The sequence below is a fragment of the Escherichia sp. R1 genome, assembly GCF_003000935.1.
Taxonomy (GTDB): Bacteria; Pseudomonadota; Gammaproteobacteria; order Enterobacterales; family Enterobacteriaceae; genus Escherichia; species Escherichia coli.
The window spans coordinates 220,098-243,092 of the sequence record NZ_PSRU01000004.1; the positions used below are offsets into that span (position 1 = coordinate 220,098).

Sequence of the window (22,995 nt, forward strand, 5' to 3'; positions counted from 1 at the left end):
GCGATTCCGCTCAAAAATCAGTACAACACCCGAGGGAAAAGGGGGATGCAACGCGCATTGCGTGCTCCCCTTTTGCTTAGCGGAAAAGTTTCCCTTTCAGCAGTTCCATGCCTGCGGAAAGCAGATCGTTATTGGCTTGTGGTGACACTTCACCTTGCGGTGAGAGCGCATCAATAATCTTCGGCAATTGTTCTGCCAGTAAACTGGAAGCTGTACTGGTATCCACGCCAAGTTTTTGCCCGAGATCGGACACCGCATTTGTGCCGAGCGCCGATTCCACTTGCTCGCCGCTAACTGATTGATTGCTCTGTTGATTACTCAACCAGGTTGAGAGAATGGCCCCTAAGCCGCCACTTTGCAGTTTTTCCAGCAGCACCTGAATGCCGCCCTGCTCCTCAACCCAACTTAAAATCGCCTGATATTTCCCCGCATCGCCTTTCAGAAAGGCGCCGACAACGTCATCAAAAAGGCCCATGATAATCACCTGTAAAGCGTTACGTGTTGACTCAAAAAGTATAGTTCTGTGGGATGATAATTGCGGATTGCAGGAATAAAAAGGGCGGAGATGATCTCCGCCCTTTTCTTATAGCTTCTTGCCGGATGCGGCGTGAACGCCTTATCCGGCCTACAAAAACATGCAAATTCAATATATTGCAGGAGTCTCGTAGGCCTGATAAGCGTAGCGCATCAGGCACGCTCGCATTGTTAACGCCATTAAATATCGATATTCGCCGCTTTCAGAGCGTTCTCTTCAATAAACGCACGGCGCGGTTCAACGGCGTCGCCCATAAGCGTAGTGAACAACTGGTCGGCAGCAATCGCATCTTTAACGGTAACGCGCAGCATACGACGGCTTTCCGGGTCCATGGTGGTTTCCCACAGCTGTTCCGGGTTCATCTCGCCCAGACCTTTATAACGCTGGATGGAGAGGCCGCGACGGGACTCTTTCACCAGCCAGTCCAGCGCCTGCTCGAAGCTGGCTACCGGCTGACGACGTTCGCCACGTTCGATAAATGCATCTTCTTCCAGCAAGCCACGCAGTTTCTCACCCAGCGTGCAGATACGACGATATTCGCCGCCAGTGATAAATTCGTGATCCAGCGGATAGTCAGTATCCACACCGTGGGTACGCACGCGAACAATCGGCTCGAACAAGTTTTGCTCAGCATTGGTGTGGACATCAAACTTCCACTGGCTGCCGTGCTGTTCTTTATCGTTCAGTTCGCTGACCAGCGCGTTCACCCAGCGGGTAACGGTCTGCTCGTCAGAAAGGTCGGTTTCCGTCAGCGTCGGCTGATAGATAAGCTCTTTCAGCATTGCTTTCGGATAACGACGCTCCATGCGGTTGATCATTTTCTGCGTCGCGTTGTACTCAGACACCAGTTTCTCTAACGCTTCGCCAGCCAGCGCCGGTGCACTGGCGTTGGTGTGCAGCGTTGCGCCATCCAGCGCGATAGAGATCTGGTACTGATCCATCGCTTCGTCGTCTTTAATGTACTGTTCCTGCTTACCTTTCTTCACTTTGTACAGCGGCGGCTGAGCGATGTAGACGTGACCACGTTCAACGATTTCCGGCATCTGACGATAGAAGAAGGTCAACAGCAGCGTACGAATGTGCGAGCCGTCGACGTCCGCATCGGTCATGATGATGATGCTGTGATAACGCAGTTTGTCCGGGTTGTACTCGTCACGACCGATACCACAACCAAGCGCGGTGATAAGCGTCGCCACTTCCTGAGAAGAGAGCATCTTATCGAAGCGCGCTTTCTCGACGTTGAGGATTTTACCCTTCAGCGGCAGAATCGCCTGGTTCTTGCGGTTACGCCCCTGCTTCGCAGAGCCGCCCGCGGAGTCCCCTTCCACAAGGTACAGTTCGGAAAGCGCCGGATCGCGTTCCTGGCAGTCTGCCAGTTTGCCCGGCAGGCCAGCTAAATCCAGCGCACCTTTACGGCGGGTCATTTCACGCGCGCGACGCGCAGCTTCACGGGCACGGGCAGCATCGATAATTTTGCCGACCACGATTTTCGCGTCGGTTGGGTTTTCCAGCAGGTATTCCGCCAGCAGTTCGTTCATCTGCTGTTCAACCGCCGATTTCACCTCAGAAGAAACCAGTTTGTCTTTGGTCTGTGAGGAGAATTTCGGGTCCGGCACTTTCACGGAAACGACCGCAATCAGGCCTTCACGCGCATCGTCACCGGTGGCGCTGACTTTGGCTTTTTTGCTGTAGCCTTCTTTGTCCATGTAGGCGTTCAGAGTACGGGTCATCGCCGCACGGAAACCTGCCAGGTGAGTACCGCCGTCACGCTGCGGAATGTTGTTGGTAAAGCAGTAGATGTTTTCCTGGAAGCCATCGTTCCACTGCAACGCCACTTCGACGCCAATACCGTCTTTTTCGGTGGAGAAGTAGAAGATATTCGGGTGGATCGGCGTTTTGTTCTTGTTCAGATATTCAACGAACGCCTTGATGCCGCCTTCATAGTGGAAGTGGTCTTCTTTGCCGTCGCGCTTGTCGCGCAGACGAATGGAAACGCCGGAGTTGAGGAACGACAACTCACGCAGACGTTTCGCCAGAATTTCATATTCGAACTCGGTCACATTGGTGAAGGTTTCAAGGCTTGGCCAGAAACGCACCATGGTGCCGGTTTTTTCAGTCTCGCCGGTAACCGCCAGCGGGGCCTGCGGTACACCGTGTTCGTAGATCTGACGGTGAATTTTACCCTCGCGCTGGATAACCAGCTCCAGTTTTTGCGACAGGGCGTTTACTACCGAAACACCAACGCCGTGCAGACCGCCGGACACTTTATAGGAGTTATCGTCAAATTTACCGCCTGCGTGCAGAACGGTCATGATCACTTCCGCCGCCGATACGCCCTCTTCCGGGTGAATACCGGTCGGAATGCCGCGCCCATCATCCTGTACGGAGACAGAGTTATCGGCGTGAATGGTGACGATAATTTCTTTACAGTGACCCGCGAGCGCTTCGTCGATAGCGTTATCTACCACCTCGAATACCATGTGGTGCAGACCGGTGCCGTCATCCGTGTCGCCGATATACATACCCGGGCGCTTACGCACCGCATCCAGCCCTTTCAGGACTTTGATACTGGAGGAGTCATAAGAATTCGACATCAACGTTTCTCGCTCATTTATACTTGGGTTAATCCGTTATTTTACCCTTTTCCACGGTAAACATCTTCGAATTTTCGTCCGACATGTCTATAACGTGTTCAGCACTGATCGCGCTGACAAAGACCTGTGATTGCGTCGCTTTTAAGCGGCTGGCAAGCAGCCCGCGACGCTCATCATCAAGCTCAGAGGCAAAATCATCTATCAGGTAGAGACACCGCCGCCCGCTTTCACGGGTGAGGAACTCTCCTTGCGCCAGACGTAAGGCGCACATCAGCAGCTTAAGCTGCCCACGCGATAAGGTATCTTCCACCGGCGCACCGTCGGCGCGAATGCGTAAGTCCGCTTTATGCGGGCCATGCGCGGTGTAGGTTAGCTGGCGATCGCGTTCAAAATTACGTTCCAGCACCTCAGCATATTCTGTCTCTTTCTCCCAGCCGCGCTGGAAAGAGAAAGTCAGAGAAAACTCAGGGAGAAATTGCTTACAGGTATCGGCCATATCAGCCGCGATACCGGCGCTATACTCCGCGCGCCAGGTGCTGATTTGCTCCGCCAGCGGGATCAGTTCTTTATCCCACGGGCGTAGCTGTTCGTAACGAGTCACCTGGCGCAGCGCCGCATTGCGCTGCTTGAGCAATCGCTTGAGATTGCTCCAGGCGGTGAAAAATCCGGGTTCGTTGTGAAAGCATCCCCAGTCGAGGAATGCTCTTCTGTATTTGGGGCCGCCGTTGAGTAAAGTAAACCCTTCTGGCGTTATCAGCTGCATTGGCATCAGGTGCGCCAGCTCCGCGACTTTATGCCCGTCTGTACCGTCAATACGGACTTTGCTGTCGCCTTGTTTGTCTTTGGTTAAACCAATCGCCGTCTCGCGCTCTTCGCCCTGTAATCGCCCGTGGAGAACAAACGCCTCCTGCTCGTGGCGAATGACGCGACCAATCTGCAAACTGCGAAACGCCCGACCGTGGCCGAGCGTATAGATGGCTTCCAGCACGCTGGTTTTGCCACTGCCGTTGGCACCTACCAGAAAGTTAAAGCCGGGAGATAAGGCGAGATCCGCGGTTTCAATGTTGCGGAAATCGCGGATCAACAAGCGGGTGAGGGACATTACAGTCTCATTGGCATGACAACATAAGCCGCGCTCTGGCTGGCCGCATCTTCAATCTGCACGCTGGAAACCGAATCGGTCAGCATCATGCGGACGTTTTCGCATTTCAGTGCGTTGAGAACATCCAGCACATAGCTGACGTTGAAGCCGATTTCCATCTCCGCACCGCTATAGGTAACGTCGAGGATCTCTTCCGCTTCTTCCTGTTCTGGGTTGTTGGCGGTGATTTTCAGCTGGTTTTCGCTGACATACAGACGCACGCCGCGGAATTTCTCGTTAGAGAGAATTGCCGCACGAGCAAACGCCTGCTTGAGCAGATCACAGCCAGCTTCCAGATGTTTGTCCGGGTTCTTCGGCAGAACGCGACGGTAATCCGGGAAGCGACCATCCACCAGTTTCGAGGTGAAAATAAAGTCGCCAACGTGGGCGCGAATGTTGTTGCTGCCAATCTGCACGCGCAGCGGATTGTCGCCGCCGTCGAGCATACGCATCAGTTCAATCACGCCTTTACGCGGCACGATCACCGAATGGCTTGGCAAAGATTGACCAATTGGCATTGAACAGACTGCCAGACGGTGGCCGTCGGTCGCCACGGTGCGCAGTTCTTCACCTTCGGTTTCAAACAGCATACCGTTTAAGTAATAGCGAACGTCCTGATGCGCCATAGAAAACTGGGTCGCTTCAATCAGACGCTTCATCGTCGCCTGCGGCAGGGTAAATTCGACTTCGCTCTGCCAGTCATCGAGGTTCGGGAAATCTGCCGCTGGCAGGGTAGACAGCGAAAAACGGCTACGCCCGGAGCGCACCAGCATCCGCTCACCTTCCAGCTGCACGGCAATTTCCGCGCCTTCAGGCAGACCACGGCAGATATCAAAGAATTTGCGCGCCGGAACGGTCGTCGCCCCTGGTTCGTGCGGCTGAACCAGCGCAACGCGTGCCACCATTTCCATCTCGAGATCAGTACCGGTCAGCGACAACGTACCGTCAGCAACCTGTAACAGCAGATTACCGAGAATCGGTAGCGTAGGACGACCACCTAACGGACCGCTCACCTGTTGTAGCGGTTTTAATAAATGCTCACGTTCTACGGTAAATTTCATAGGTTTACGATGACAATGTTCTGATTAAATTAGAAAAATCTTCTTTGATATCGTGGCTCTCTTCACGCAACTGCTCGATCTTCCGGCAGGCATGAAGCACCGTCGTGTGGTCACGACCACCAAAGGCATCGCCAATCTCCGGAAGACTGTGGTTAGTCAGCTCTTTCGCCAGCGCCATCGCCATCTGGCGCGGACGGGCCACCGAGCGGGATCGACGCTTGGAAAGGAGATCCGCGACTTTGATCTTGTAGTACTCCGCCACCGTCTTCTGAATATTGTCGATGGTGACCAGTTTTTCCTGCAATGCCAGCAAGTCACGCAGCGCCTCACGCACGAAGTCGATGGTGATCGCCCGTCCGGTAAAGTTGGCGTTGGCAATGACGCGGTTCAGCGCGCCTTCCAACTCACGTACGTTAGATCGTAGACGCTTGGCGATAAAGAACGCCACTTCGCCCGGCAAACGAATGTCGTTTTCGTCGGCCTTTTTCATCAGGATCGCCACGCGGGTTTCCAGCTCTGGCGGTTCGATCGCCACAGTCAGTCCCCAGCCGAAGCGGGATTTCAAACGATCCTCAACGCCGTTGATCTCTTTCGGATAGCGATCGGAGGTGAGAATGATCTGTTGATTACCTTCCAGCAGGGCGTTGAAGGTGTGGAAAAACTCTTCCTGAGATCGTTCTTTATTAGCAAAAAACTGAATATCGTCGATCAGCAGTGCATCTACGGAACGGTAGTAGCGTTTAAACTCTTCGATCGCGTTGTTTTGCAGGGCTTTAACCATGTCCTGAACAAAGCGCTCGGAGTGCATATAAACCACTTTGGCATTCGGCTTGCGCGCCATAATGCCGTTACCCACCGCATGCAGCAGGTGAGTTTTACCCAAACCCGTGCCGCCATAAAGGAACAACGGGTTATAAGCACCGCCAGGGTTATCTGCCACCTGGCGAGCCGCCGCGCGCGCCAGTTGGTTAGATTTACCTTCAACGAAGTTATCAAACGTGTGTTTGACGTTTACGTTAGAACGATAGGTCGGTTCTGCCGGAGCCGGGACGTTATCCCAACCCGAGCGCGTAGAAGGCGCAGCACGTTGCGGCTGCGTTTGCGCCACCTGTGCAGGGGCCGCGACGTTGCTCGTCACTGCCGCTTGTGGCGTTTGCGTCACCGGTTTGGTGCCGACTTCAAAACGCAGCTGTGGGGCATCCGCTCCGCAGAAACTGGTTAGCAGTCCATTGATATTATTAAGGTACTTGTCCCGTACCCAATCGAGGACAAAACGGTTTGGCGCGTACAGGGCCAGCGTGTTATCGCTCAGTTCCGCCTGCAATGGGCGTATCCACATACTGAATTCTGTGGCTGGTAACTCATCCTGCAATCGGGCAAGACACTGCTGCCAAAGCGAAAGTGACACGGCGGACTCCACTCGAACAAAAGTCGATAATGACTAAGGCTGAAACATTCATGATTGTTGACGTACGTCGAAAAGACCCTGCATGAGGGTGACGCACGAACCGCTGTCTGCGGTTATATGCCCGATCAAGATCCTGCAAAACGATCGGGACCGCGGATCATAGCCTAAACTGCGCAAGAGATCTTCTGTTTCTCACAGATTTTCCCGATTTATCCACAGGATGATCCAGAACTCGCTAAGTGTAAACGATCCTGCCGCGGGCCGGGCACGATTTACGCCGCATATTGGAAAATTTAATGACCATAGACAAAAATTGGCTTAATCGATCTAATAAAGATCCAGGACGATCCTTGCGCTTTACCCGTCAGCCCGTATAATCCTCCACCCGGCGCGCCATGCTGGTTTTCACTGGTGTGAGGCCGTACGTTTTCCCCGCGAAAAGGTGCGGAAAAGCGCGGTAAATAAGGAAAGAGAATTGACTCCGGAGTGTACAATTATTACAATCCGGCCTCTTTAATCACCCATGGCTTCGGTGTCCATCGTTTCATTTTTCGGCGGATATCCAATAAAGCCATTGAATTTATTCAAGTTTAGGTAGAAATCGCCATGAAACGCACTTTTCAACCGTCTGTACTGAAGCGCAACCGTTCTCACGGCTTCCGTGCTCGTATGGCTACTAAAAATGGTCGTCAGGTTCTGGCACGTCGTCGTGCTAAAGGCCGCGCTCGTCTGACCGTTTCTAAGTAATAAAGCTAACCCCTGAGTGGTTAAGCTCGCATTTCCCAGGGAGTTACGCTTGTTAACTCCCAGTCAATTCACATTCGTCTTCCAGCAGCCACAACGGGCTGGCACGCCGCAAATTACCATTCTCGGCCGCCTGAATTCGCTGGGGCATCCCCGTATCGGTCTTACAGTCGCCAAGAAAAACGTTCGACGCGCCCATGAACGCAATCGGATTAAACGTCTGACGCGTGAAAGCTTCCGTCTGCGCCAACATGAACTCCCGGCTATGGATTTCGTGGTGGTGGCGAAAAAAGGGGTTGCCGACCTCGATAACCGTGCTCTCTCGGAAGCGTTGGAAAAATTATGGCGCCGCCACTGTCGCCTGGCTCGCGGGTCCTGATAGCCCTCATTCGGGTCTATCAACGCCTGATTAGTCCGCTACTCGGGCCGCATTGTCGTTTCACTCCAACCTGTTCAAGCTACGGAATTGAGGCATTGCGCAGGTTTGGAGTGATAAAAGGCAGTTGGTTGACGGTGAAACGCGTATTAAAATGCCACCCTTTACACCCTGGTGGTGACGATCCCGTCCCGCCCGGACCATTTGATACCAGAGAACACTAACGATGGATTCGCAACGCAATCTTTTAGTCATCGCTTTGCTGTTCGTGTCTTTCATGATCTGGCAAGCCTGGGAGCAGGATAAAAACCCGCAACCTCAGGCCCAACAGACCACGCAGACAACGACCACCGCAGCGGGTAGCGCCGCCGACCAGGGCGTACCGGCCAGTGGCCAGGGGAAACTGATCTCGGTTAAGACCGACGTGCTTGATCTGACCATCAACACCCGTGGTGGTGATGTTGAGCAAGCCCTGCTGCCTGCTTACCCGAAAGAGCTGAACTCTACCCAGCCGTTCCAGCTGCTGGAAACTTCACCGCAGTTTATTTATCAGGCACAGAGCGGTCTGACCGGTCGTGATGGCCCGGATAACCCGGCTAACGGCCCGCGTCCGCTGTATAACGTTGAAAAAGACGCTTATGTGCTGGCTGAAGGTCAAAACGAACTGCAGGTGCCGATGACGTATACCGACGCGGCAGGCAACACGTTTACCAAAACGTTTGTCCTGAAACGTGGTGATTACGCTGTCAACGTCAACTACAACGTGCAGAACGCTGGCGAGAAACCGCTGGAAATCTCCACCTTTGGTCAGTTGAAGCAATCCATCACTCTGCCACCGCATCTCGATACCGGAAGCAGCAACTTCGCACTGCACACCTTCCGTGGTGCGGCGTACTCCACGCCTGACGAGAAGTACGAGAAATACAAGTTCGATACCATTGCCGATAACGAAAACCTGAACATCTCTTCGAAAGGTGGTTGGGTGGCAATGCTGCAACAGTATTTCGCGACGGCGTGGATCCCGCATAACGACGGTACCAACAACTTCTATACCGCTAATCTGGGTAACGGCATCGCCGCTATCGGCTATAAATCTCAGCCGGTACTGGTTCAGCCTGGTCAGACTGGCGCGATGAACAGCACCCTGTGGGTTGGCCCGGAAATTCAGGACAAAATGGCAGCTGTTGCTCCGCACCTGGATCTGACCGTTGATTACGGTTGGTTGTGGTTCATCTCTCAGCCACTGTTCAAACTGCTGAAATGGATCCATAGCTTTGTGGGTAACTGGGGCTTCTCCATTATCATCATCACCTTTATCGTTCGTGGCATCATGTACCCGCTGACCAAAGCGCAGTACACCTCCATGGCGAAGATGCGTATGCTGCAGCCGAAGATTCAGGCAATGCGTGAGCGTCTGGGCGATGACAAACAGCGCATCAGCCAGGAAATGATGGCGCTGTACAAAGCTGAGAAGGTTAACCCGCTGGGCGGCTGCTTCCCGCTGCTGATCCAGATGCCAATCTTCCTGGCGTTGTACTACATGCTGATGGGTTCCGTTGAACTGCGTCAGGCACCGTTTGCACTGTGGATCCACGACCTGTCTGCACAGGACCCGTACTACATCCTGCCGATCCTGATGGGCGTAACGATGTTCTTCATTCAGAAGATGTCGCCGACCACTGTGACCGACCCGATGCAGCAGAAGATCATGACCTTTATGCCGGTCATCTTCACTGTGTTCTTCCTGTGGTTCCCGTCAGGTCTGGTGCTGTACTATATCGTCAGCAACCTGGTAACCATTATTCAGCAGCAGCTGATTTACCGTGGTCTGGAAAAACGTGGCCTGCATAGCCGCGAGAAGAAAAAATCCTGATTCGGTGAGTTTTCGCTAAAATAAGGGCGGTCAGTTGACCGCCTTTTTTCTTTTCGTAGGGCGGATAAGCACCGCACATCCGCCACACAAAGCAACAGGAACATCATGAGCGATAATGACACTATCGTAGCCCAGGCCACGCCTCCGGGACGTGGCGGCGTTGGCATCCTGCGCATCTCCGGCTTCAAAGCCCGTGAAGTTGCCGAAACCGTGCTGGGTAAACTGCCTAAGCCGCGCTACGCCGATTATCTTCCGTTTAAAGACGCCGACGGCAGCGTGCTCGATCAGGGGATTGCGCTATGGTTCCCTGGCCCGAACTCGTTCACCGGCGAAGATGTGCTGGAACTGCAAGGTCATGGCGGTCCGGTGATCCTCGACCTGCTGTTAAAACGCATTCTGACCATTCCCGGCCTGCGGATTGCTCGCCCGGGTGAGTTTTCCGAACGCGCGTTTCTTAACGATAAACTCGACTTAGCCCAGGCCGAGGCGATTGCGGATCTTATCGACGCCAGCTCGGAACAGGCGGCCCGTTCGGCGCTAAACTCGCTGCAAGGCGCGTTCTCCGCACGGGTCAACCATCTGGTGGAAGCCCTCACCCACTTGCGCATTTACGTCGAAGCGGCGATTGATTTCCCCGATGAAGAGATCGATTTCCTCTCCGACGGCAAAATTGAAGCCCAGCTCAATAACGTAATTGCCGATCTCGACGCGGTACGCGCCGAAGCTCGTCAGGGTAGTTTGTTGCGCGAAGGGATGAAAGTGGTGATTGCCGGACGTCCTAACGCCGGTAAATCGAGCCTGCTGAACGCGCTGGCGGGCCGTGAAGCAGCAATCGTAACCGATATCGCCGGAACCACGCGTGACGTGCTGCGTGAGCATATCCACATTGACGGAATGCCGTTGCATATCATCGATACCGCCGGGCTACGTGAAGCCAGTGACGAAGTTGAACGTATTGGTATCGAGCGCGCATGGCAGGAAATTGAACAGGCAGACCGCGTGCTGTTTATGGTCGATGGCACCACGACAGACGCCGTTGATCCGGCAGAGATCTGGCCGGAATTCATCGCCCGTCTGCCAGCGAAACTGCCGATCACCGTGGTGCGCAATAAAGCCGATATCACCGGCGAAACGTTGGGGATGAGCGAAGTGAACGGTCATGCGTTAATTCGTCTTTCGGCGCGGACTGGCGAAGGCGTGGATGTACTGCGTAACCATCTCAAACAGAGCATGGGCTTTGACACCAATATGGAAGGCGGCTTCCTGGCGCGTCGTCGTCACCTACAGGCGCTGGAACAGGCGGCAGAGCATTTGCAGCAAGGTAAAGCGCAACTGTTAGGTGCCTGGGCGGGTGAACTGCTGGCGGAAGAGTTGCGCCTGGCGCAGCAGAACTTAAGCGAGATCACCGGGGAATTTACTTCAGACGACCTACTGGGGCGGATTTTCTCCAGCTTCTGTATCGGTAAGTAACCGCGCTTGCGAAGCCGCATTCTGACTGTCAGATGCGGCTTCGCTTCATTGTTAGCACTCCTGTTATTCCTCAACCCTTTTTTAAACATTAAAATTCTTACGTAATTTATAATCTTTAAAAAAGATATTTAATATTGCGTCCCGAACGATTGTGATTCGATTCACATTTAAACAATTTCAGAATAGACAAATTCCTTGAGTATTATACTGTAGCCTCGTGTCTTTCGAGGATAAGTGCATTATGAATATCTTACATATATGTGTGACCTCAAAATGGTTTAATATTGACAACAAGATTGTCGATCACCGCCCTTGATTTGCCCTTCTGTAGCCATCACCAGAGCCAAACCGATTAGATTCAATGTGATCTATTTGTTTGCTATATCTTAATTTTGCCTTTTACAAAGGCCATCTCTCGTTTATTTACTTGTTTTAGTAAATGATGGTGCTTGCATATATATCTGGCGAATTAATAGATATTGCAAATGTAATATTCACAGGGATCACTGTAATTAAAATAAATGAAGGATTATGTAATGGAAAACTTTAAACATCTCCCTGAACCGTTCCGCATTCGTGTTATTGAGCCAGTAAAACGTACCACTCGCGCTTATCGTGAAGAGGCAATTATTAAATCCGGTATGAACCCGTTCCTGCTGGATAGCGAAGATGTGTTTATCGATTTACTGACCGACAGCGGCACCGGGGCGGTGACGCAGAGTATGCAGGCCGCGATGATGCGCGGCGACGAAGCTTACAGCGGCAGCCGCAGCTACTACGCGTTAGCCGAGTCAGTGAAAAATATCTTTGGTTATCAATACACTATTCCGACTCACCAGGGCCGTGGTGCAGAGCAAATCTATATTCCGGTACTGATTAAAAAACGCGAGCAGGAAAAAGGCCTGGATCGCAGCAAAATGGTGGCGTTCTCTAACTATTTCTTTGATACCACGCAGGGCCATAGCCAGATTAACGGCTGTACCGTGCGTAACGTCTATATCAAAGAAGCCTTCGATACGGGCGTGCGTTACGACTTTAAAGGCAACTTTGACCTTGAGGGATTAGAACGCGGTATTGAAGAAGTTGGCCCGAATAACGTGCCGTATATCGTTGCAACCATCACCAGTAACTCCGCAGGTGGTCAGCCGGTTTCACTGGCAAACTTAAAAGCGATGTATAGCATCGCGAAGAAATACGATATTCCGGTGGTCATGGACTCCGCACGCTTTGCCGAAAACGCCTATTTCATCAAGCAGCGTGAAGCAGAATACAAAGACTGGACCATCGAGCAGATCACCCGCGAAACCTACAGATATGCCGATATGCTGGCGATGTCCGCCAAGAAAGATGCGATGGTGCCGATGGGCGGCCTGCTGTGCATGAAAGACGACAGCTTCTTTGATGTGTACACCGAATGCAGAACCCTTTGCGTGGTGCAGGAAGGCTTCCCGACATATGGCGGCCTGGAAGGCGGCGCTATGGAGCGTCTGGCGGTAGGTCTGTATGACGGCATGAATCTGGACTGGCTGGCTTATCGTATCGCGCAAGTGCAGTATCTGGTCGATGGTCTGGAAGAGATTGGCGTTGTCTGTCAGCAGGCGGGCGGTCACGCGGCATTCGTTGATGCAGGTAAACTGTTGCCGCATATCCCGGCAGATCAGTTCCCGGCACAGGCGCTGGCCTGCGAGCTGTATAAAGTCGCCGGTATCCGTGCGGTAGAAATTGGCTCTTTCCTGTTAGGCCGCGATCCGAAAACCGGTAAACAACTGCCATGCCCGGCTGAACTGCTGCGTTTAACCATTCCGCGCGCAACATATACTCAAACACATATGGACTTCATTATTGAAGCCTTTAAACATGTGAAAGAGAACGCGGCGAATATTAAAGGGTTAACCTTTACCTACGAACCGAAAGTATTGCGTCACTTCACCGCAAAACTGAAAGAAGTTTAATTAAAACACTCAGAGTGGCTATAAGGATGTTAGCCACTCTATTACCCTACATCCTCAATAACAAAAATAGCCTTCCTCTAAAGGTGGCATCATGACTGATCAATCAGAAAAAAAACACTCTGCATTTTGGGGTGTTATGGTTATAGCCGGTACAGTAATTGGCGGTGGGATGTTTGCTTTACCTGTTGACCTTGCCGGAGCCTGGTTTTTTTGGGGCGCTTTTATTCTTATTATTGCCTGGTTTTCAATGTTACATTCAGGGCTATTATTATTAGAAGCAAACTTAAATTATCCCGTCGGATCCAGTTTTAACACCATCACCAAAGATTTAATCGGTAACACCTGGAACATTATCAGCGGTATTACCGTTGCCTTCGTTCTCTATATCCTCACTTATGCCTATATCTCTGCTAATGGTGCGATCATTAGTGAAACGATATCAATGAATTTGGGCTATCACGCTAATCCACGTATTGTCGGGATCTGCACTGCCATTTTCGTTGCCAGCGTATTGTGGATAAGTTCGTTAGCCGCCAGTCGTATTACCTCATTGTTCCTTGGGCTGAAGATTATCTCCTTTGTAATTGTTTTTGGTTCTTTCTTCTTCCAGGTCGATTACTCCATTCTGCGCGATTCCACCAGCACCACTGCGGGGACGTCTTACTTCCCGTATATCTTTATGGCTTTGCCGGTGTGTCTGGCGTCATTTGGTTTCCACGGCAATATTCCCAGCCTGATTATTTGCTATGGCAAAAAGAAAGACAAACTAATCAAAAGCGTGGTTTTCGGTTCGCTGCTGGCGCTGGTGATTTATCTCTTCTGGCTCTATTGCACGATGGGGAATATCCCGCGAGAAAGCTTTAAGGCGATAATCTCCTCAGGCGGCAACGTTGATTCGCTGGTGAAATCGTTCCTCGGCACCAAACAGCACGGGATTATCGAGTTTTGCCTGCTGGTGTTCTCCAACTTAGCTGTTGCCAGTTCGTTCTTTGGTGTCACGCTGGGGTTGTTCGATTATCTGGCGGATCTGTTTAAGATTGATAACTCCCACGGCGGGCGTTTCAAAACCGTGCTGTTAACCTTCCTGCCACCTGCTTTGTTGTATCTGATCTTCCCGAACGGCTTCATTTACGGGATCGGCGGTGCCGGACTGTGTGCCACCATCTGGGCGGTAATAATTCCTGCTGTACTGGCAATCAAAGCCCGCAAGAAGTTTCCCAATCAGATGTTCACGGTCTGGGGCGGCAATCTTATTCCGGCGATTGTCATTCTCTTTGGCATAACCGTAATTTTATGCTGGTTCGGTAACGTCTTTAACGTGTTACCTAAATTTGGCTAAATCCTTCAGGAAGCCAGCCATTCGCTGGCTTCTTGCCTGTCAGGAAATCACTTATGTCCAAATGGCAACTCGCCTGATTCTCCTTCACCACGTATGCTTTGCGTCACCTTACTATCAGGACGCTTTAGCCCATGTCCCGCTTTTTGATTTGTAGTTTTGCCCTGGTTTTACTTTATCCCGCAGGGATTGATATGTACCTCGTTGGTTTACCGCGCATCGCCGCCGATCTCAATGCCAGCGAAGCGCAGTTGCATATTGCGTTCTCCGTTTATCTGGCGGGGATGGCGGCTGCGATGTTATTTGCCGGTAAAGTGGCCGATCGTTCAGGGAGAAAGCCTGTCGCCATACCCGGCGCGGCGCTATTTATTATCGCCTCGGTGTTCTGTTCACTGGCTGAAACCAGCGCGTTATTTCTTGCAGGGCGATTTCTACAGGGACTGGGCGCGGGCTGTTGTTACGTAGTGGCGTTTGCCATTTTGCGCGACACGCTGGATGATCGACGTCGGGCTAAAGTGCTGTCGTTACTCAACGGCATTACCTGCATCATTCCGGTGTTAGCGCCAGTGCTCGGACATCTGATTATGCTTAACTTCCCATGGCAGAGTCTGTTCTGGACGATGGCAATAATGGGTGTCGCGGTACTGATGTTGTCTTTGTTTATTTTAAAAGAAACGCGCCCTGCGGCCCCCGCAGCTTCGGACAAACCACGAGAAAATAGCGAGTCACTGCTTAACCGGTTTTTCCTCAGCCGTGTTGTTATCACCACCCTCAGCGTTTCGGTGATCCTCACCTTCGTCAACACGTCGCCAGTATTGCTGATGGAAATCATGGGTTTTGAGCGCGGAGAATACGCCACCATTATGGCGTTGACCGCTGGCGTCAGCATGACCGTTTCATTCTCCACGCCGTTTGCGCTGGGAATTTTTAAGCCACGTACGTTGATGATCACCTCACAGGTGTTATTCCTGGCGGCGGGGATCACCCTTGCCGTTTCACCTTCCCATGCGGTTTCGCTGTTTGGTATCACGCTGATTTGCGCCGGTTTCTCGGTAGGTTTTGGTGTGGCGATGAGTCAGGCGTTAGGGCCGTTTTCATTACGCGCGGGCGTAGCCAGCTCGACCTTAGGTATTGCGCAAGTTTGCTGTTCGTCACTGTGGATTTGGCTGGCGGCGGTGGTTGGTATCGGCGCATGGAATATGCTGATCGGGATTCTGATTGCCTGTAGCATAGTAAGCCTGTTGCTGATTATGTTCGTCGCGCCTGGACGCCCGGTTGCCGCTCATGAAGAAATCCATCACCACGCTTGATCTCAATCTGCTGCTCTGTCTGCAACTGCTGATGCAGGAGCGCAGCGTGACCAAAGCGGCGAAGCGGATGAACGTGACCCCTTCGGCGGTGAGTAAGTCGCTGGCAAAGTTAAGAGCGTGGTTTGACGACCCGCTCTTTGTGAACTCACCGCTGGGGCTGTCGCCCACACCGCTAATGGTCAGCATGGAGCAAAATCTGGCGGAGTGGATGCAAATGAGCAACCTGCTGCTGGATAAACCGCACCACCAGACACCGCGCGGCCTGAAGTTTGAGCTGGCAGCAGAATCACCGCTAATGATGATCATGCTTAATGCGCTGTCGAAACGGATCTACCAACGTTACCCGCAGGCGACCATCAAATTACGTAACTGGGATTACGATTCCTTAGATGCCATTACTCGTGGTGAAGTGGATATTGGTTTTTCCGGTCGCGAAAGTCATCCCCGTTCGCGGGAGCTGTTAAGCTCGCTACCGTTAGCCATTGATTATGAAGTGCTGTTTAGTGATGTGCCCTGCGTCTGGTTACGCAAAGATCATCCGGCACTGCATGAAGCATGGAATCTGGACACCTTTTTACGTTATCCGCATATCAGCATTTGCTGGGAACAGAGCGATACCTGGGCGCTGGACAATGTGTTACAGGAGCTGGGGCGCGAACGCACGATTGCTATGAGCCTGCCGGAATTCGAGCAGTCACTGTTTATGGCAGCACAGCCCGACAATCTGCTACTGGCGACCGCGCCGCGCTACTGCCAGTACTACAATCAACTCCACCAACTGCCGTTGGTTGCTCTTCCTCTCCCGTTTGATGAAAGCCAGCAAAAAAAGCTGGAAGTCCCTTTTACCCTTCTGTGGCATAAACGGAACAGCCGTAATCCGAAGATCGTCTGGTTACGGGAAACCATTAAAAATCTTTACGCGTCGATGGCATAACCGAATCGAATGAAACGCGACCCAATTTCACAATGAAATGTAAAAAAGTTGTAATAAACTTATCTGAATCGAACTTTTAGCCGCTTTAGTCTGTCCATCATTCCAGTAAATGATTACTCTTGTATTCATAATGGACCATTAAGCATGGAGCGAAAAATGGCGACTCACTTTGCCCGAGGGATTTTAACGGAAGGACATCTGATTTCTGTTCGTCTCCCCTCCCAGTGTCATCAAGAAGCCCGAAACATTCCCCCTCATCGTCAAAGCCGTTTTCTGGCGTCCAGAGGTTTACTCGCAGAACTGATGTTCATGCTGTATGGCATTGGCGAATTGCCGGAAATCGTCACCCTGCCGAAAGGAAAACCGGTTTTCAGCGATAAAAATTTGCCTTCGTTTTCTGTTTCCTATGCCGGGAATATGGTCGGCGTGGCGTTAACAACCGAAGGTGAATGTGGCCTCGATATGGAACTACAGCGTGCGACACGCGGGTTTCATAGCCCACACGCGCCCGATAACCACACCTTTTCCAGCAATGAATCGCTATGGATCAGTAAACAAAACGATCCTAACGAAGCGCGGGCGCAGCTCATCACGCTGCGCCGAAGCGTGCTAAAACTAACCGGTGATGTTTTGAATGACGATCCGCGCGATCTGCAACTACTGCCCATTGCCGGACGCCTGAAATGTGCTCATGTAAATCATGTAGAAGCGTTATGCGACGCGGAGGACGTGCTGGTGTGGTCCGTGGCGGTCACGCCCACGATTGAAAAGCTCAGTGTCTGGGAGTTAGATGGCAAACATGGCTGGAAAAGCCTGCCCGATATTCACAGCCGCGCCAACAATCCTACCAGCCGGATGATGCGTTTTGCCCAGCTCTCTACCGTGAAGGCTTTTTCGCCAAATTGATAGACAACCACAGGAGTCATCATGTCTGAAAAATTGCAGGTGGTTACGTTACTGGGGAGCCTGCGCAAAGGCTCATTTAATGGCATGGTTGCACGTACCCTGCCGAAAATTGCTCCGGCGAGCATGGAAATCAATGCGTTACCTTCCATTGCCGACATTCCCCTGTATGACGCTGACGTACAGCAGGAAGACGGTTTTCCAGCAACAGTAGAAGCTCTGGCGGAACAGATCCGTCAGGCTGACGGTGTGGTAATCGTCACGCCGGAATATAACTACTCGGTACCGGGTGGGCTGAAAAATGCCATCGACTGGCTTTCCCGCCTGCCGGATCAACCGCTGGCAGGTAAACCGGTATTGATTCAGACCAGCTCAATGGGCGTGATTGGCGGCGCGCGCTGTCAGTATCACCTGCGCCAGATTCTGGTTTTCCTCGATGCAATGGTGATGAACAAGCCAGAATTTATGGGCGGCGTGATTCAGAACAAAGTTGATCCGCAAACCGGGGAAGTGATTGATCAGAGTACGCTGGACCACCTGACCGGGCAATTGACCGCATTTGGTGAGTTTATTCAGCGAGTTAAGATCTAAATAAAAAACCCGCCAGCAATCATGCATGGCGGGTTTTTAACGCGCTATCGATTTTAGTGAGCGTCGATAAAGACAATCTTCAGGATAAACAGCAGCGCAACGATGATTACGCACGGGCTAAGGTCACGCAGACGTCCGGTACCAATCTTCATCACGCAGTAGGAGATAAAGCCCAGCGCGATACCTTCAGTAATCGAGAAGCTGAACGGCATCATCACAGCGGTAATAAACGCCGGAACAGATTCAGTAAGATCCTGCCAGTTCACGCGAGCAAGACTTGAGGTCATCAACACGCCAACGTAAATCAGCGCACCAGCTGCAGCGTAGCCTGGCACCATCCCCGCCAGCGGCGACAGGAAGATAACCAGCAGGAACAGCAGACCAACAACCACTGCCGTCAGACCGGTACGACCGCCAACGGAAACGCCGGAAGAAGATTCAATATACGCCGTAACAGAAGAAGTACCGATAAACGAACCGGTCACCGAAGAGATACTGTCGACATACAGCGCCTGCTTCATGCGCGGGAATTTACCTTTCTCATCAGCCAGACCTGCTTTATCGGTCACGCCAATCAGCGTACCGGAGGAGTCAAACAAGTTGACCAGCATGAAAGAGAAAATCACCCCTGCCAGCCCGAGGTTAAACGACCCGGCTAAATCTACATGACCCACGACAGTCATTACGCTCGGCGGCGCAGAAACGATGCCATTATAGTGGACATCACCCAGCATCCAGCCCAGCAGCGTTGTCACCACGATGGAAACCAGCACCGCCGCGTGAATATTGCGCGAGGCCAGAATGGCGATGATGAAGAAGCCGAGGATCCCCAGCAGCACGCTGTGAGAAGTCAGATTACCGATGCTCACCAGCGTTTCCGGGTTAGCGACAATCACACCTGCGTTTTTCAGCCCCATCATGCCAATAAACAGACCGATACCACTGGTGATGCCCACACGTAGGCTTACCGGGATGTTGGCTATCATCCAGTAGCGAACGCGGAAAATCGTCAGTAACAGCAGACCAATCGCGCCCCAGAAGATTGCGCCCATCCCGACTTGCCACGGCAAGCCCATCGCCTGTACAACGACAAAAGCGAAGAACGCATTCAGGCCCATTGCCGGTGCCAGTGCAACTGGCAGGTTAGCAAACAGCCCCATCATAATACTGCCGAATGCAGCAATCAGACAGGTCGTGACGAAGACGGCGCTGGTATCCATGCCAGCAACGCCAAGAATTTGCGGGTTAACAAAAACGATGTAAACCATCGTCAGGAAGGTGGTAAAACCGGCGATCACTTCGGTCCGTGCCGTCGTGCCATGTTCGCGCAGTTTAAACACGCGTTCCAGCATCCCCTGGCCAGAAGCCTGGGTTGTGTGTTGTTGACTCATTATCTATTTCCGAACAAGGAGGGAAAATCCGTCGCTATCGTATACCAAAATGAGACAATATGGACGGCTGAAGATAACTTTTTTTCATTGTATTTGCTTATACGGCAACGATTGCGTCATGCAAATTGGCATGACGAAAACGTTAAACTAACGATAAAGGAAAGACATGTCCCAGATAGAAGCGGTATTTTTCGACTGCGACGGTACGCTGGTCGATAGCGAGGTCATTTGCTCTCGCGCCTATGTCACGATGTTCAGGGAATTTGGCATTCACGTTGACCTGGAAGAGATTTTTACCCGTTTTAAAGGCGTAAAACTCTACGAAATCATCGACATCATCAGTAAAGAACAGGGCGTGACGATGGTCCAGGCCGATGCCGAACACGTTTACCGCGCAGAAGTAGCACGTCTGTTTGATACCGAACTTGAGGACATCGCAGGAGCGAACGAATTGCTGGCAAGCATTAACGTGCCGATGTGCGTCGTCTCTAACGGTCCGGTCAGCAAAATGCAGCATTCGCTTGGTAAGCTCAACATGCTGCACTACTTCCCGGAAAAACTGTTCAGCGGCTATGATATCCAGCGTTGGAAGCCCGATCCGGCATTAATGTTCCATGCGGCAAAAGCGATGAATGTGAACGTTGAAAACTGCATTCTGGTCGATGACTCCAGCGCAGGTGCGCAATCAGGGATAGATGCCGGAATGGAAGTGTTTTACTTCTGCGCTGACCCGCACAATAAACCGATCGTTCACCCGAAAGTCACCACCTTTACCCATCTTTCGCAATTACCGGAACTGTGGAAGGCGCGTGGTTGGGATATTACGGCATAGTTATTCACACTCCCTTCACTTACTCCACTTAAATTGGCACGCAAAGGTAAGTAAAGGGAGTTTGATATGTCTGTTTCACGTCGGGTAATTCATCACGGACTGTATTTTGCGGTTTTAGGGCCGTTAATTGGTGTTCTGTTTCTTGTCCTCTACATATTCTTCGCAAAAGAACCGCTGATTCTTTTGGTAATAATACAGGTACTTCCATTGTTTCTCTTAATGTCGATAACTACGGGAGCTATTCCTGCAATGTTAACTGGCGTAATGGTCGCCTGTCTGCCGGAAAAGATCGGGTCACAGAAACGTTATCGTTGTCTGGTTGGCGGCATAGGTGGAGTCGTTATCACCGAGATCTATTGCGCTGTTATCGTACATATTAAGGACATGGCTTCCTCAGCGTTATTTGAAAACATTCTTTCTGGTGAAAATCTCGTTGTCCGCATCATCCCAGCATTGCTGGCAGGCGTGGTGATGAGCAGAATCATTACACGTCTACCCGGATTGGATATTTCATGTCCTGAAACAGACTCTTTAAGCTAAGCGGAATGTTTTATCTATTTGTCATTAAATGTTGGAGAACAGGCCGGAGCGTAATTCACACATCCGGCCTTATTTTTAAGCTTAACCGAGCGCTAATTCTGCGGCAGCGGCTTTATCAGCGATTACCATCAGCGAAGGATGCAGCTGCAACACGGAAGCTGGAACATCTTCGGTAACCGGACCTTGCAGAACATTTTTCAGTGCTTGCGCTTTACCTGCGCCACTGACAATTATCAGCAAGTTTTTCGCCGCCATGATGCTTTTCGGCCCCATCGTCACGTAGCTGTCAGGCACTAATGAAAAGTCGCCGCCCAACTCGCCATGCGCCACAATATCAACCATCTCTCCCTGGATCGGGAACTCCACGGTTTGCTCATGGAAATGGGTCGTATTTGGCAGATTGCCACAAAAATGACCATCTACACCTAATCCCAACACCACCAAATCCAGGCCGCCTTCACGCGCCAGTTTCTGATCATGCTCGCGGTAGTTATCAATAGTGAGCTTCTGGATATTCTCTTCTTTGATCCCCGCAGGGGTGAAAAACAGATTACGCAGATTGGTAATCGTTACGCCTTCCCCTTCTTTACCGCGAAATGGAATTTCATCGAAATTGTAGAAATAGCAGTTATCGTACCAGGGCTTACCTTTAACCAGAGTGATGAGATATTCGTACATGCCTTTGGGCGTGCTACCGGCGGTAATTGCCAGGTTAACGCGACGCATCTTTGACATATAACCAAGCAGATGATGCGCCGCGACACGGCTCATTTCCTGGTAATCTTCGGTAATGATTAATTTCATCTTAATGCCTTATATTATTTGAATAATTTCTGTACGAAGGCTGCATAGGCAGGCCGCCAGACATCCATTTCATGGTTCAGACCCGGATATTCCTGGTAATCAAACTTAATTTTTTTCTGCTCAAGCTCAGTTTTCAGCCCGGCGATATCCTTGCCGGTTACAACATCTTTATCCCCAACAACCACAGTAAAATTACGTAGTTGCTGGTTAATAGCTGCCGGCTCGTTCAGCCGGGCAGCGACCCCTTCATCTGGTACGGTCGTCGTGGTAACACCACTGAATGTGGCCAGCCAGCCAAAGCTTTCCAGATGATTCATTCCCGATACCAGTGCCTGATACCCACCTTGTGAAAGCCCTGCCAGTGCGCGACCATCGGCATCTTTACGGAAATTAAAACGCTTGCTAATCAGCGGGATAATATCGTTCATCAGTTCGCGATCTGCCGCTTTAGCATTTAACGGATAAAAGACTTTACGTCTCTCCTGAGGAACGAAATCTTCGGGAATAATGCCCTTCGCATCGGTTTCGGTATCCGGGATCACCACCAGCATCGGTTTAATTTTCCCTTCAGCCAGCAGGTTATCCATGATTTGCGGGATACGCCCCTGATCAATAGCGGAACGTCCGGTATCACCAAAGCCGTGATAGAAATAGAGCACTGGCAAAGGCTCGCCTATGCCGGTGTATCCTGGCGGGGTCCAGACATACATCTGACGTTCGGATTGCAATGCGTTGGAGTGGTAAGTTATGGCGATCAAATCACCATGCACAACAGAACGTGTATCCAGATAACTGCCCGGTACCAGAATCATACTGGAGTTAACCTGACGCTGAGGCTTAGTCATTGCCGTGCCTGTATCAATGCTGCGTACACCATCAACATTGAAAAAATACTCGTACAGATTGCCTTTCAGGACAGGCGTGCGCCACGACCAGACTCCCGCTTCATCTTTGGTCATCGGGTGAATATTGTCCGGAACCGGAACACCCACCACTACGGAGACATTTTTTGCCCCAGGGGCAAAGTAGCGAAAGGTCACGCTGTTATCGGTATTGACCTGAGTCACATACTGTTTCACCGGAATAGTGGGTGCCGGGCTGGCTGGCATATCCGCTGCTATGGCCCATTGAGCAGAAATACCGCTGGCAATAGCCAGCGTTAAAGCAGCAATTTTTATATTCATCGTAATATTCCTTTTA

At 51.5% G+C, this 22,995-nt stretch carries 23 protein-coding genes; 15 read left to right on the plus strand and 8 right to left on the minus strand.

Annotated features, from left to right (window positions below; genetic code table 11):
- Positions 1 to 76: 76 nt before the first annotated feature.
- The 5 genes from C4F37_RS07075 to dnaA form a co-directional block, all read right to left on the minus strand.
- Entirely contained in the window at positions 77 to 475 is a 399-nt protein-coding gene (locus C4F37_RS07075; RefSeq protein ID WP_001357887.1) for a YidB family protein, read from the minus strand.
- 239 nt (positions 476 to 714) lie between these two features.
- Complete coding sequence (gene gyrB, locus C4F37_RS07080; RefSeq protein ID WP_000072072.1) at positions 715 to 3,129, minus strand: DNA topoisomerase (ATP-hydrolyzing) subunit B; 2,415 nt, start codon at positions 3,127 to 3,129, stop codon at positions 715 to 717.
- Positions 3,130 to 3,157: 28 nt separating this feature from the next.
- Positions 3,158 to 4,231 (minus strand): DNA replication/repair protein RecF, encoded by a 1,074-nt coding sequence (recF, locus tag C4F37_RS07085; RefSeq protein WP_000060112.1) that lies wholly within the window; start codon positions 4,229 to 4,231, stop codon positions 3,158 to 3,160.
- Positions 4,231 to 5,331 carry a DNA polymerase III subunit beta gene (gene dnaN, locus C4F37_RS07090; protein WP_000673464.1) on the minus strand — a complete coding sequence of 367 codons (1,101 nt, stop codon included), beginning with the start codon at positions 5,329 to 5,331 and terminating at the stop codon, positions 4,231 to 4,233. The genes recF and dnaN overlap by 1 nt, the downstream gene beginning before the upstream one ends.
- A 4-nt stretch (positions 5,332 to 5,335) precedes the next feature.
- Positions 5,336 to 6,739: a chromosomal replication initiator protein DnaA gene (gene dnaA, locus C4F37_RS07095; protein ID WP_000059111.1), complete on the minus strand. Its 1,404-nt coding sequence runs from the start codon at positions 6,737 to 6,739 to the stop codon at positions 5,336 to 5,338.
- A gap of 296 nt (positions 6,740 to 7,035) precedes the next feature.
- Here dnaA and C4F37_RS27310 point away from each other — a divergent pair, with 296 nt between their 5' ends.
- From C4F37_RS27310 to yieF, 13 genes are all read left to right on the plus strand, one after another.
- A complete protein-coding gene (locus C4F37_RS27310) occupies positions 7,036 to 7,116 on the plus strand; it encodes a hypothetical protein (RefSeq protein ID WP_122134670.1) in 81 nt (26 codons plus the stop codon).
- A 229-nt stretch (positions 7,117 to 7,345) separates the two neighbouring features.
- A complete protein-coding gene (gene rpmH / locus C4F37_RS07105; protein WP_000831330.1) occupies positions 7,346 to 7,486 on the plus strand; it encodes a 50S ribosomal protein L34 in 141 nt (46 codons plus the stop codon).
- A 16-nt stretch (positions 7,487 to 7,502) separates the two neighbouring features.
- Positions 7,503 to 7,862: a ribonuclease P protein component gene (gene rnpA, locus C4F37_RS07110; RefSeq protein ID WP_000239730.1), complete on the plus strand. Its 360-nt coding sequence runs from the start codon at positions 7,503 to 7,505 to the stop codon at positions 7,860 to 7,862.
- Positions 7,826 to 8,083: a membrane protein insertion efficiency factor YidD gene (gene yidD, locus C4F37_RS07115; protein WP_001307474.1), complete on the plus strand. Its 258-nt coding sequence runs from the start codon at positions 7,826 to 7,828 to the stop codon at positions 8,081 to 8,083. The genes rnpA and yidD overlap by 37 nt, the downstream gene beginning before the upstream one ends.
- 2 nt (positions 8,084 to 8,085) lie before the next feature.
- The gene (gene yidC / locus C4F37_RS07120) at positions 8,086 to 9,732 is read left to right on the plus strand and encodes a membrane protein insertase YidC (RefSeq protein WP_000378258.1); all 1,647 of its coding nucleotides are present in this window, start codon (positions 8,086 to 8,088) and stop codon (positions 9,730 to 9,732) included.
- A 105-nt stretch (positions 9,733 to 9,837) separates the two neighbouring features.
- A complete protein-coding gene (gene mnmE, locus C4F37_RS07125) occupies positions 9,838 to 11,202 on the plus strand; it encodes a tRNA uridine-5-carboxymethylaminomethyl(34) synthesis GTPase MnmE (RefSeq protein ID WP_001540128.1) in 1,365 nt (454 codons plus the stop codon).
- 241 nt (positions 11,203 to 11,443) lie between these two features.
- Positions 11,444 to 11,518 carry a tryptophanase leader peptide gene (tnaC, locus tag C4F37_RS07130; protein WP_001364348.1) on the plus strand — a complete coding sequence of 25 codons (75 nt, stop codon included), beginning with the start codon at positions 11,444 to 11,446 and terminating at the stop codon, positions 11,516 to 11,518.
- 220 nt (positions 11,519 to 11,738) lie between these two features.
- Complete coding sequence (tnaA, locus tag C4F37_RS07135; RefSeq protein WP_001540129.1) at positions 11,739 to 13,154, plus strand: tryptophanase; 1,416 nt, start codon at positions 11,739 to 11,741, stop codon at positions 13,152 to 13,154.
- Between the two features lie 91 nt (positions 13,155 to 13,245).
- Positions 13,246 to 14,493, plus strand: coding sequence for a low affinity tryptophan permease TnaB (gene tnaB / locus C4F37_RS07140; protein ID WP_000132073.1), 1,248 nt, complete (start codon positions 13,246 to 13,248; stop codon positions 14,491 to 14,493).
- A gap of 131 nt (positions 14,494 to 14,624) precedes the next feature.
- Complete coding sequence (gene mdtL, locus C4F37_RS07145; protein WP_001540130.1) at positions 14,625 to 15,800, plus strand: multidrug efflux MFS transporter MdtL; 1,176 nt, start codon at positions 14,625 to 14,627, stop codon at positions 15,798 to 15,800.
- On the plus strand, positions 15,775 to 16,734 hold the full coding sequence (yidZ, locus tag C4F37_RS07150) for an HTH-type transcriptional regulator YidZ (RefSeq protein WP_000748500.1): 960 nt from the start codon (positions 15,775 to 15,777) through the stop codon (positions 16,732 to 16,734). The genes mdtL and yidZ overlap by 26 nt, the downstream gene beginning before the upstream one ends.
- A 156-nt stretch (positions 16,735 to 16,890) precedes the next feature.
- Positions 16,891 to 17,640 carry a 4'-phosphopantetheinyl transferase family protein gene (locus tag C4F37_RS07155; RefSeq protein WP_001540133.1) on the plus strand — a complete coding sequence of 250 codons (750 nt, stop codon included), beginning with the start codon at positions 16,891 to 16,893 and terminating at the stop codon, positions 17,638 to 17,640.
- A 21-nt stretch (positions 17,641 to 17,661) separates the two neighbouring features.
- Positions 17,662 to 18,228: a class I chromate reductase YieF gene (gene yieF / locus C4F37_RS07160; RefSeq protein WP_001291253.1), complete on the plus strand. Its 567-nt coding sequence runs from the start codon at positions 17,662 to 17,664 to the stop codon at positions 18,226 to 18,228.
- Positions 18,229 to 18,281: 53 nt separating this feature from the next.
- Here the strand turns inward: yieF and adeP are convergent, their stop codons facing one another.
- Positions 18,282 to 19,619 (minus strand): adenine permease AdeP, encoded by a 1,338-nt coding sequence (adeP, locus tag C4F37_RS07165; RefSeq protein WP_000082693.1) that lies wholly within the window; start codon positions 19,617 to 19,619, stop codon positions 18,282 to 18,284.
- Between the two features lie 166 nt (positions 19,620 to 19,785).
- Between adeP and yieH the strand changes: the two genes are divergently transcribed.
- Complete coding sequence (gene yieH / locus C4F37_RS07170) at positions 19,786 to 20,451, plus strand: 6-phosphogluconate phosphatase (RefSeq protein ID WP_000078058.1); 666 nt, start codon at positions 19,786 to 19,788, stop codon at positions 20,449 to 20,451.
- A gap of 66 nt (positions 20,452 to 20,517) precedes the next feature.
- Positions 20,518 to 20,991: a protein CbrB gene (locus C4F37_RS07175; protein ID WP_000116759.1), complete on the plus strand. Its 474-nt coding sequence runs from the start codon at positions 20,518 to 20,520 to the stop codon at positions 20,989 to 20,991.
- 81 nt (positions 20,992 to 21,072) lie between these two features.
- On the opposite strand, the gene C4F37_RS07180 is transcribed toward C4F37_RS07175, so the two are convergent.
- Together C4F37_RS07180 and C4F37_RS07185 are read right to left on the minus strand one after the other, a co-directional pair.
- Positions 21,073 to 21,795, minus strand: coding sequence for a glucosamine-6-phosphate deaminase (locus C4F37_RS07180; protein ID WP_000766877.1), 723 nt, complete (start codon positions 21,793 to 21,795; stop codon positions 21,073 to 21,075).
- A gap of 14 nt (positions 21,796 to 21,809) precedes the next feature.
- A complete protein-coding gene (locus C4F37_RS07185; RefSeq protein ID WP_001774083.1) occupies positions 21,810 to 22,979 on the minus strand; it encodes an alpha/beta hydrolase in 1,170 nt (389 codons plus the stop codon).
- Positions 22,980 to 22,995: the final 16 nt, after the last annotated feature.

Excerpts from the sequence above, each read along its gene's own strand:
- C4F37_RS07075 (WP_001357887.1), bottom strand. The coding sequence starts at position 475 with ATGGGCCTTTTTGATGACGTTGTCGGCGCCTTTCTGAAAGGCGATGCG.
- gyrB (WP_000072072.1), bottom strand. The coding sequence starts at position 3,129 with ATGTCGAATTCTTATGACTCCTCCAGTATCAAAGTCCTGAAAGGGCTG.
- recF (WP_000060112.1), bottom strand. The coding sequence starts at position 4,231 with ATGTCCCTCACCCGCTTGTTGATCCGCGATTTCCGCAACATTGAAACC.
- dnaN (WP_000673464.1), bottom strand. The coding sequence starts at position 5,331 with ATGAAATTTACCGTAGAACGTGAGCATTTATTAAAACCGCTACAACAG.
- C4F37_RS27310 (WP_122134670.1), top strand. The coding sequence starts at position 7,036 with ATGACCATAGACAAAAATTGGCTTAATCGATCTAATAAAGATCCAGGA.
- rpmH (WP_000831330.1), top strand. The coding sequence starts at position 7,346 with ATGAAACGCACTTTTCAACCGTCTGTACTGAAGCGCAACCGTTCTCAC.
- yidD (WP_001307474.1), top strand. The coding sequence starts at position 7,826 with ATGGCGCCGCCACTGTCGCCTGGCTCGCGGGTCCTGATAGCCCTCATT.
- yidC (WP_000378258.1), top strand. The coding sequence starts at position 8,086 with ATGGATTCGCAACGCAATCTTTTAGTCATCGCTTTGCTGTTCGTGTCT.
- mnmE (WP_001540128.1), top strand. The coding sequence starts at position 9,838 with ATGAGCGATAATGACACTATCGTAGCCCAGGCCACGCCTCCGGGACGT.
- tnaA (WP_001540129.1), top strand. The coding sequence starts at position 11,739 with ATGGAAAACTTTAAACATCTCCCTGAACCGTTCCGCATTCGTGTTATT.
- tnaB (WP_000132073.1), top strand. The coding sequence starts at position 13,246 with ATGACTGATCAATCAGAAAAAAAACACTCTGCATTTTGGGGTGTTATG.
- mdtL (WP_001540130.1), top strand. The coding sequence starts at position 14,625 with ATGTCCCGCTTTTTGATTTGTAGTTTTGCCCTGGTTTTACTTTATCCC.
- yidZ (WP_000748500.1), top strand. The coding sequence starts at position 15,775 with ATGAAGAAATCCATCACCACGCTTGATCTCAATCTGCTGCTCTGTCTG.
- C4F37_RS07155 (WP_001540133.1), top strand. The coding sequence starts at position 16,891 with ATGGCGACTCACTTTGCCCGAGGGATTTTAACGGAAGGACATCTGATT.
- yieF (WP_001291253.1), top strand. The coding sequence starts at position 17,662 with ATGTCTGAAAAATTGCAGGTGGTTACGTTACTGGGGAGCCTGCGCAAA.
- adeP (WP_000082693.1), bottom strand. The coding sequence starts at position 19,619 with ATGAGTCAACAACACACAACCCAGGCTTCTGGCCAGGGGATGCTGGAA.
- yieH (WP_000078058.1), top strand. The coding sequence starts at position 19,786 with ATGTCCCAGATAGAAGCGGTATTTTTCGACTGCGACGGTACGCTGGTC.
- C4F37_RS07175 (WP_000116759.1), top strand. The coding sequence starts at position 20,518 with ATGTCTGTTTCACGTCGGGTAATTCATCACGGACTGTATTTTGCGGTT.
- C4F37_RS07180 (WP_000766877.1), bottom strand. The coding sequence starts at position 21,795 with ATGAAATTAATCATTACCGAAGATTACCAGGAAATGAGCCGTGTCGCG.
- C4F37_RS07185 (WP_001774083.1), bottom strand. The coding sequence starts at position 22,979 with ATGAATATAAAAATTGCTGCTTTAACGCTGGCTATTGCCAGCGGTATT.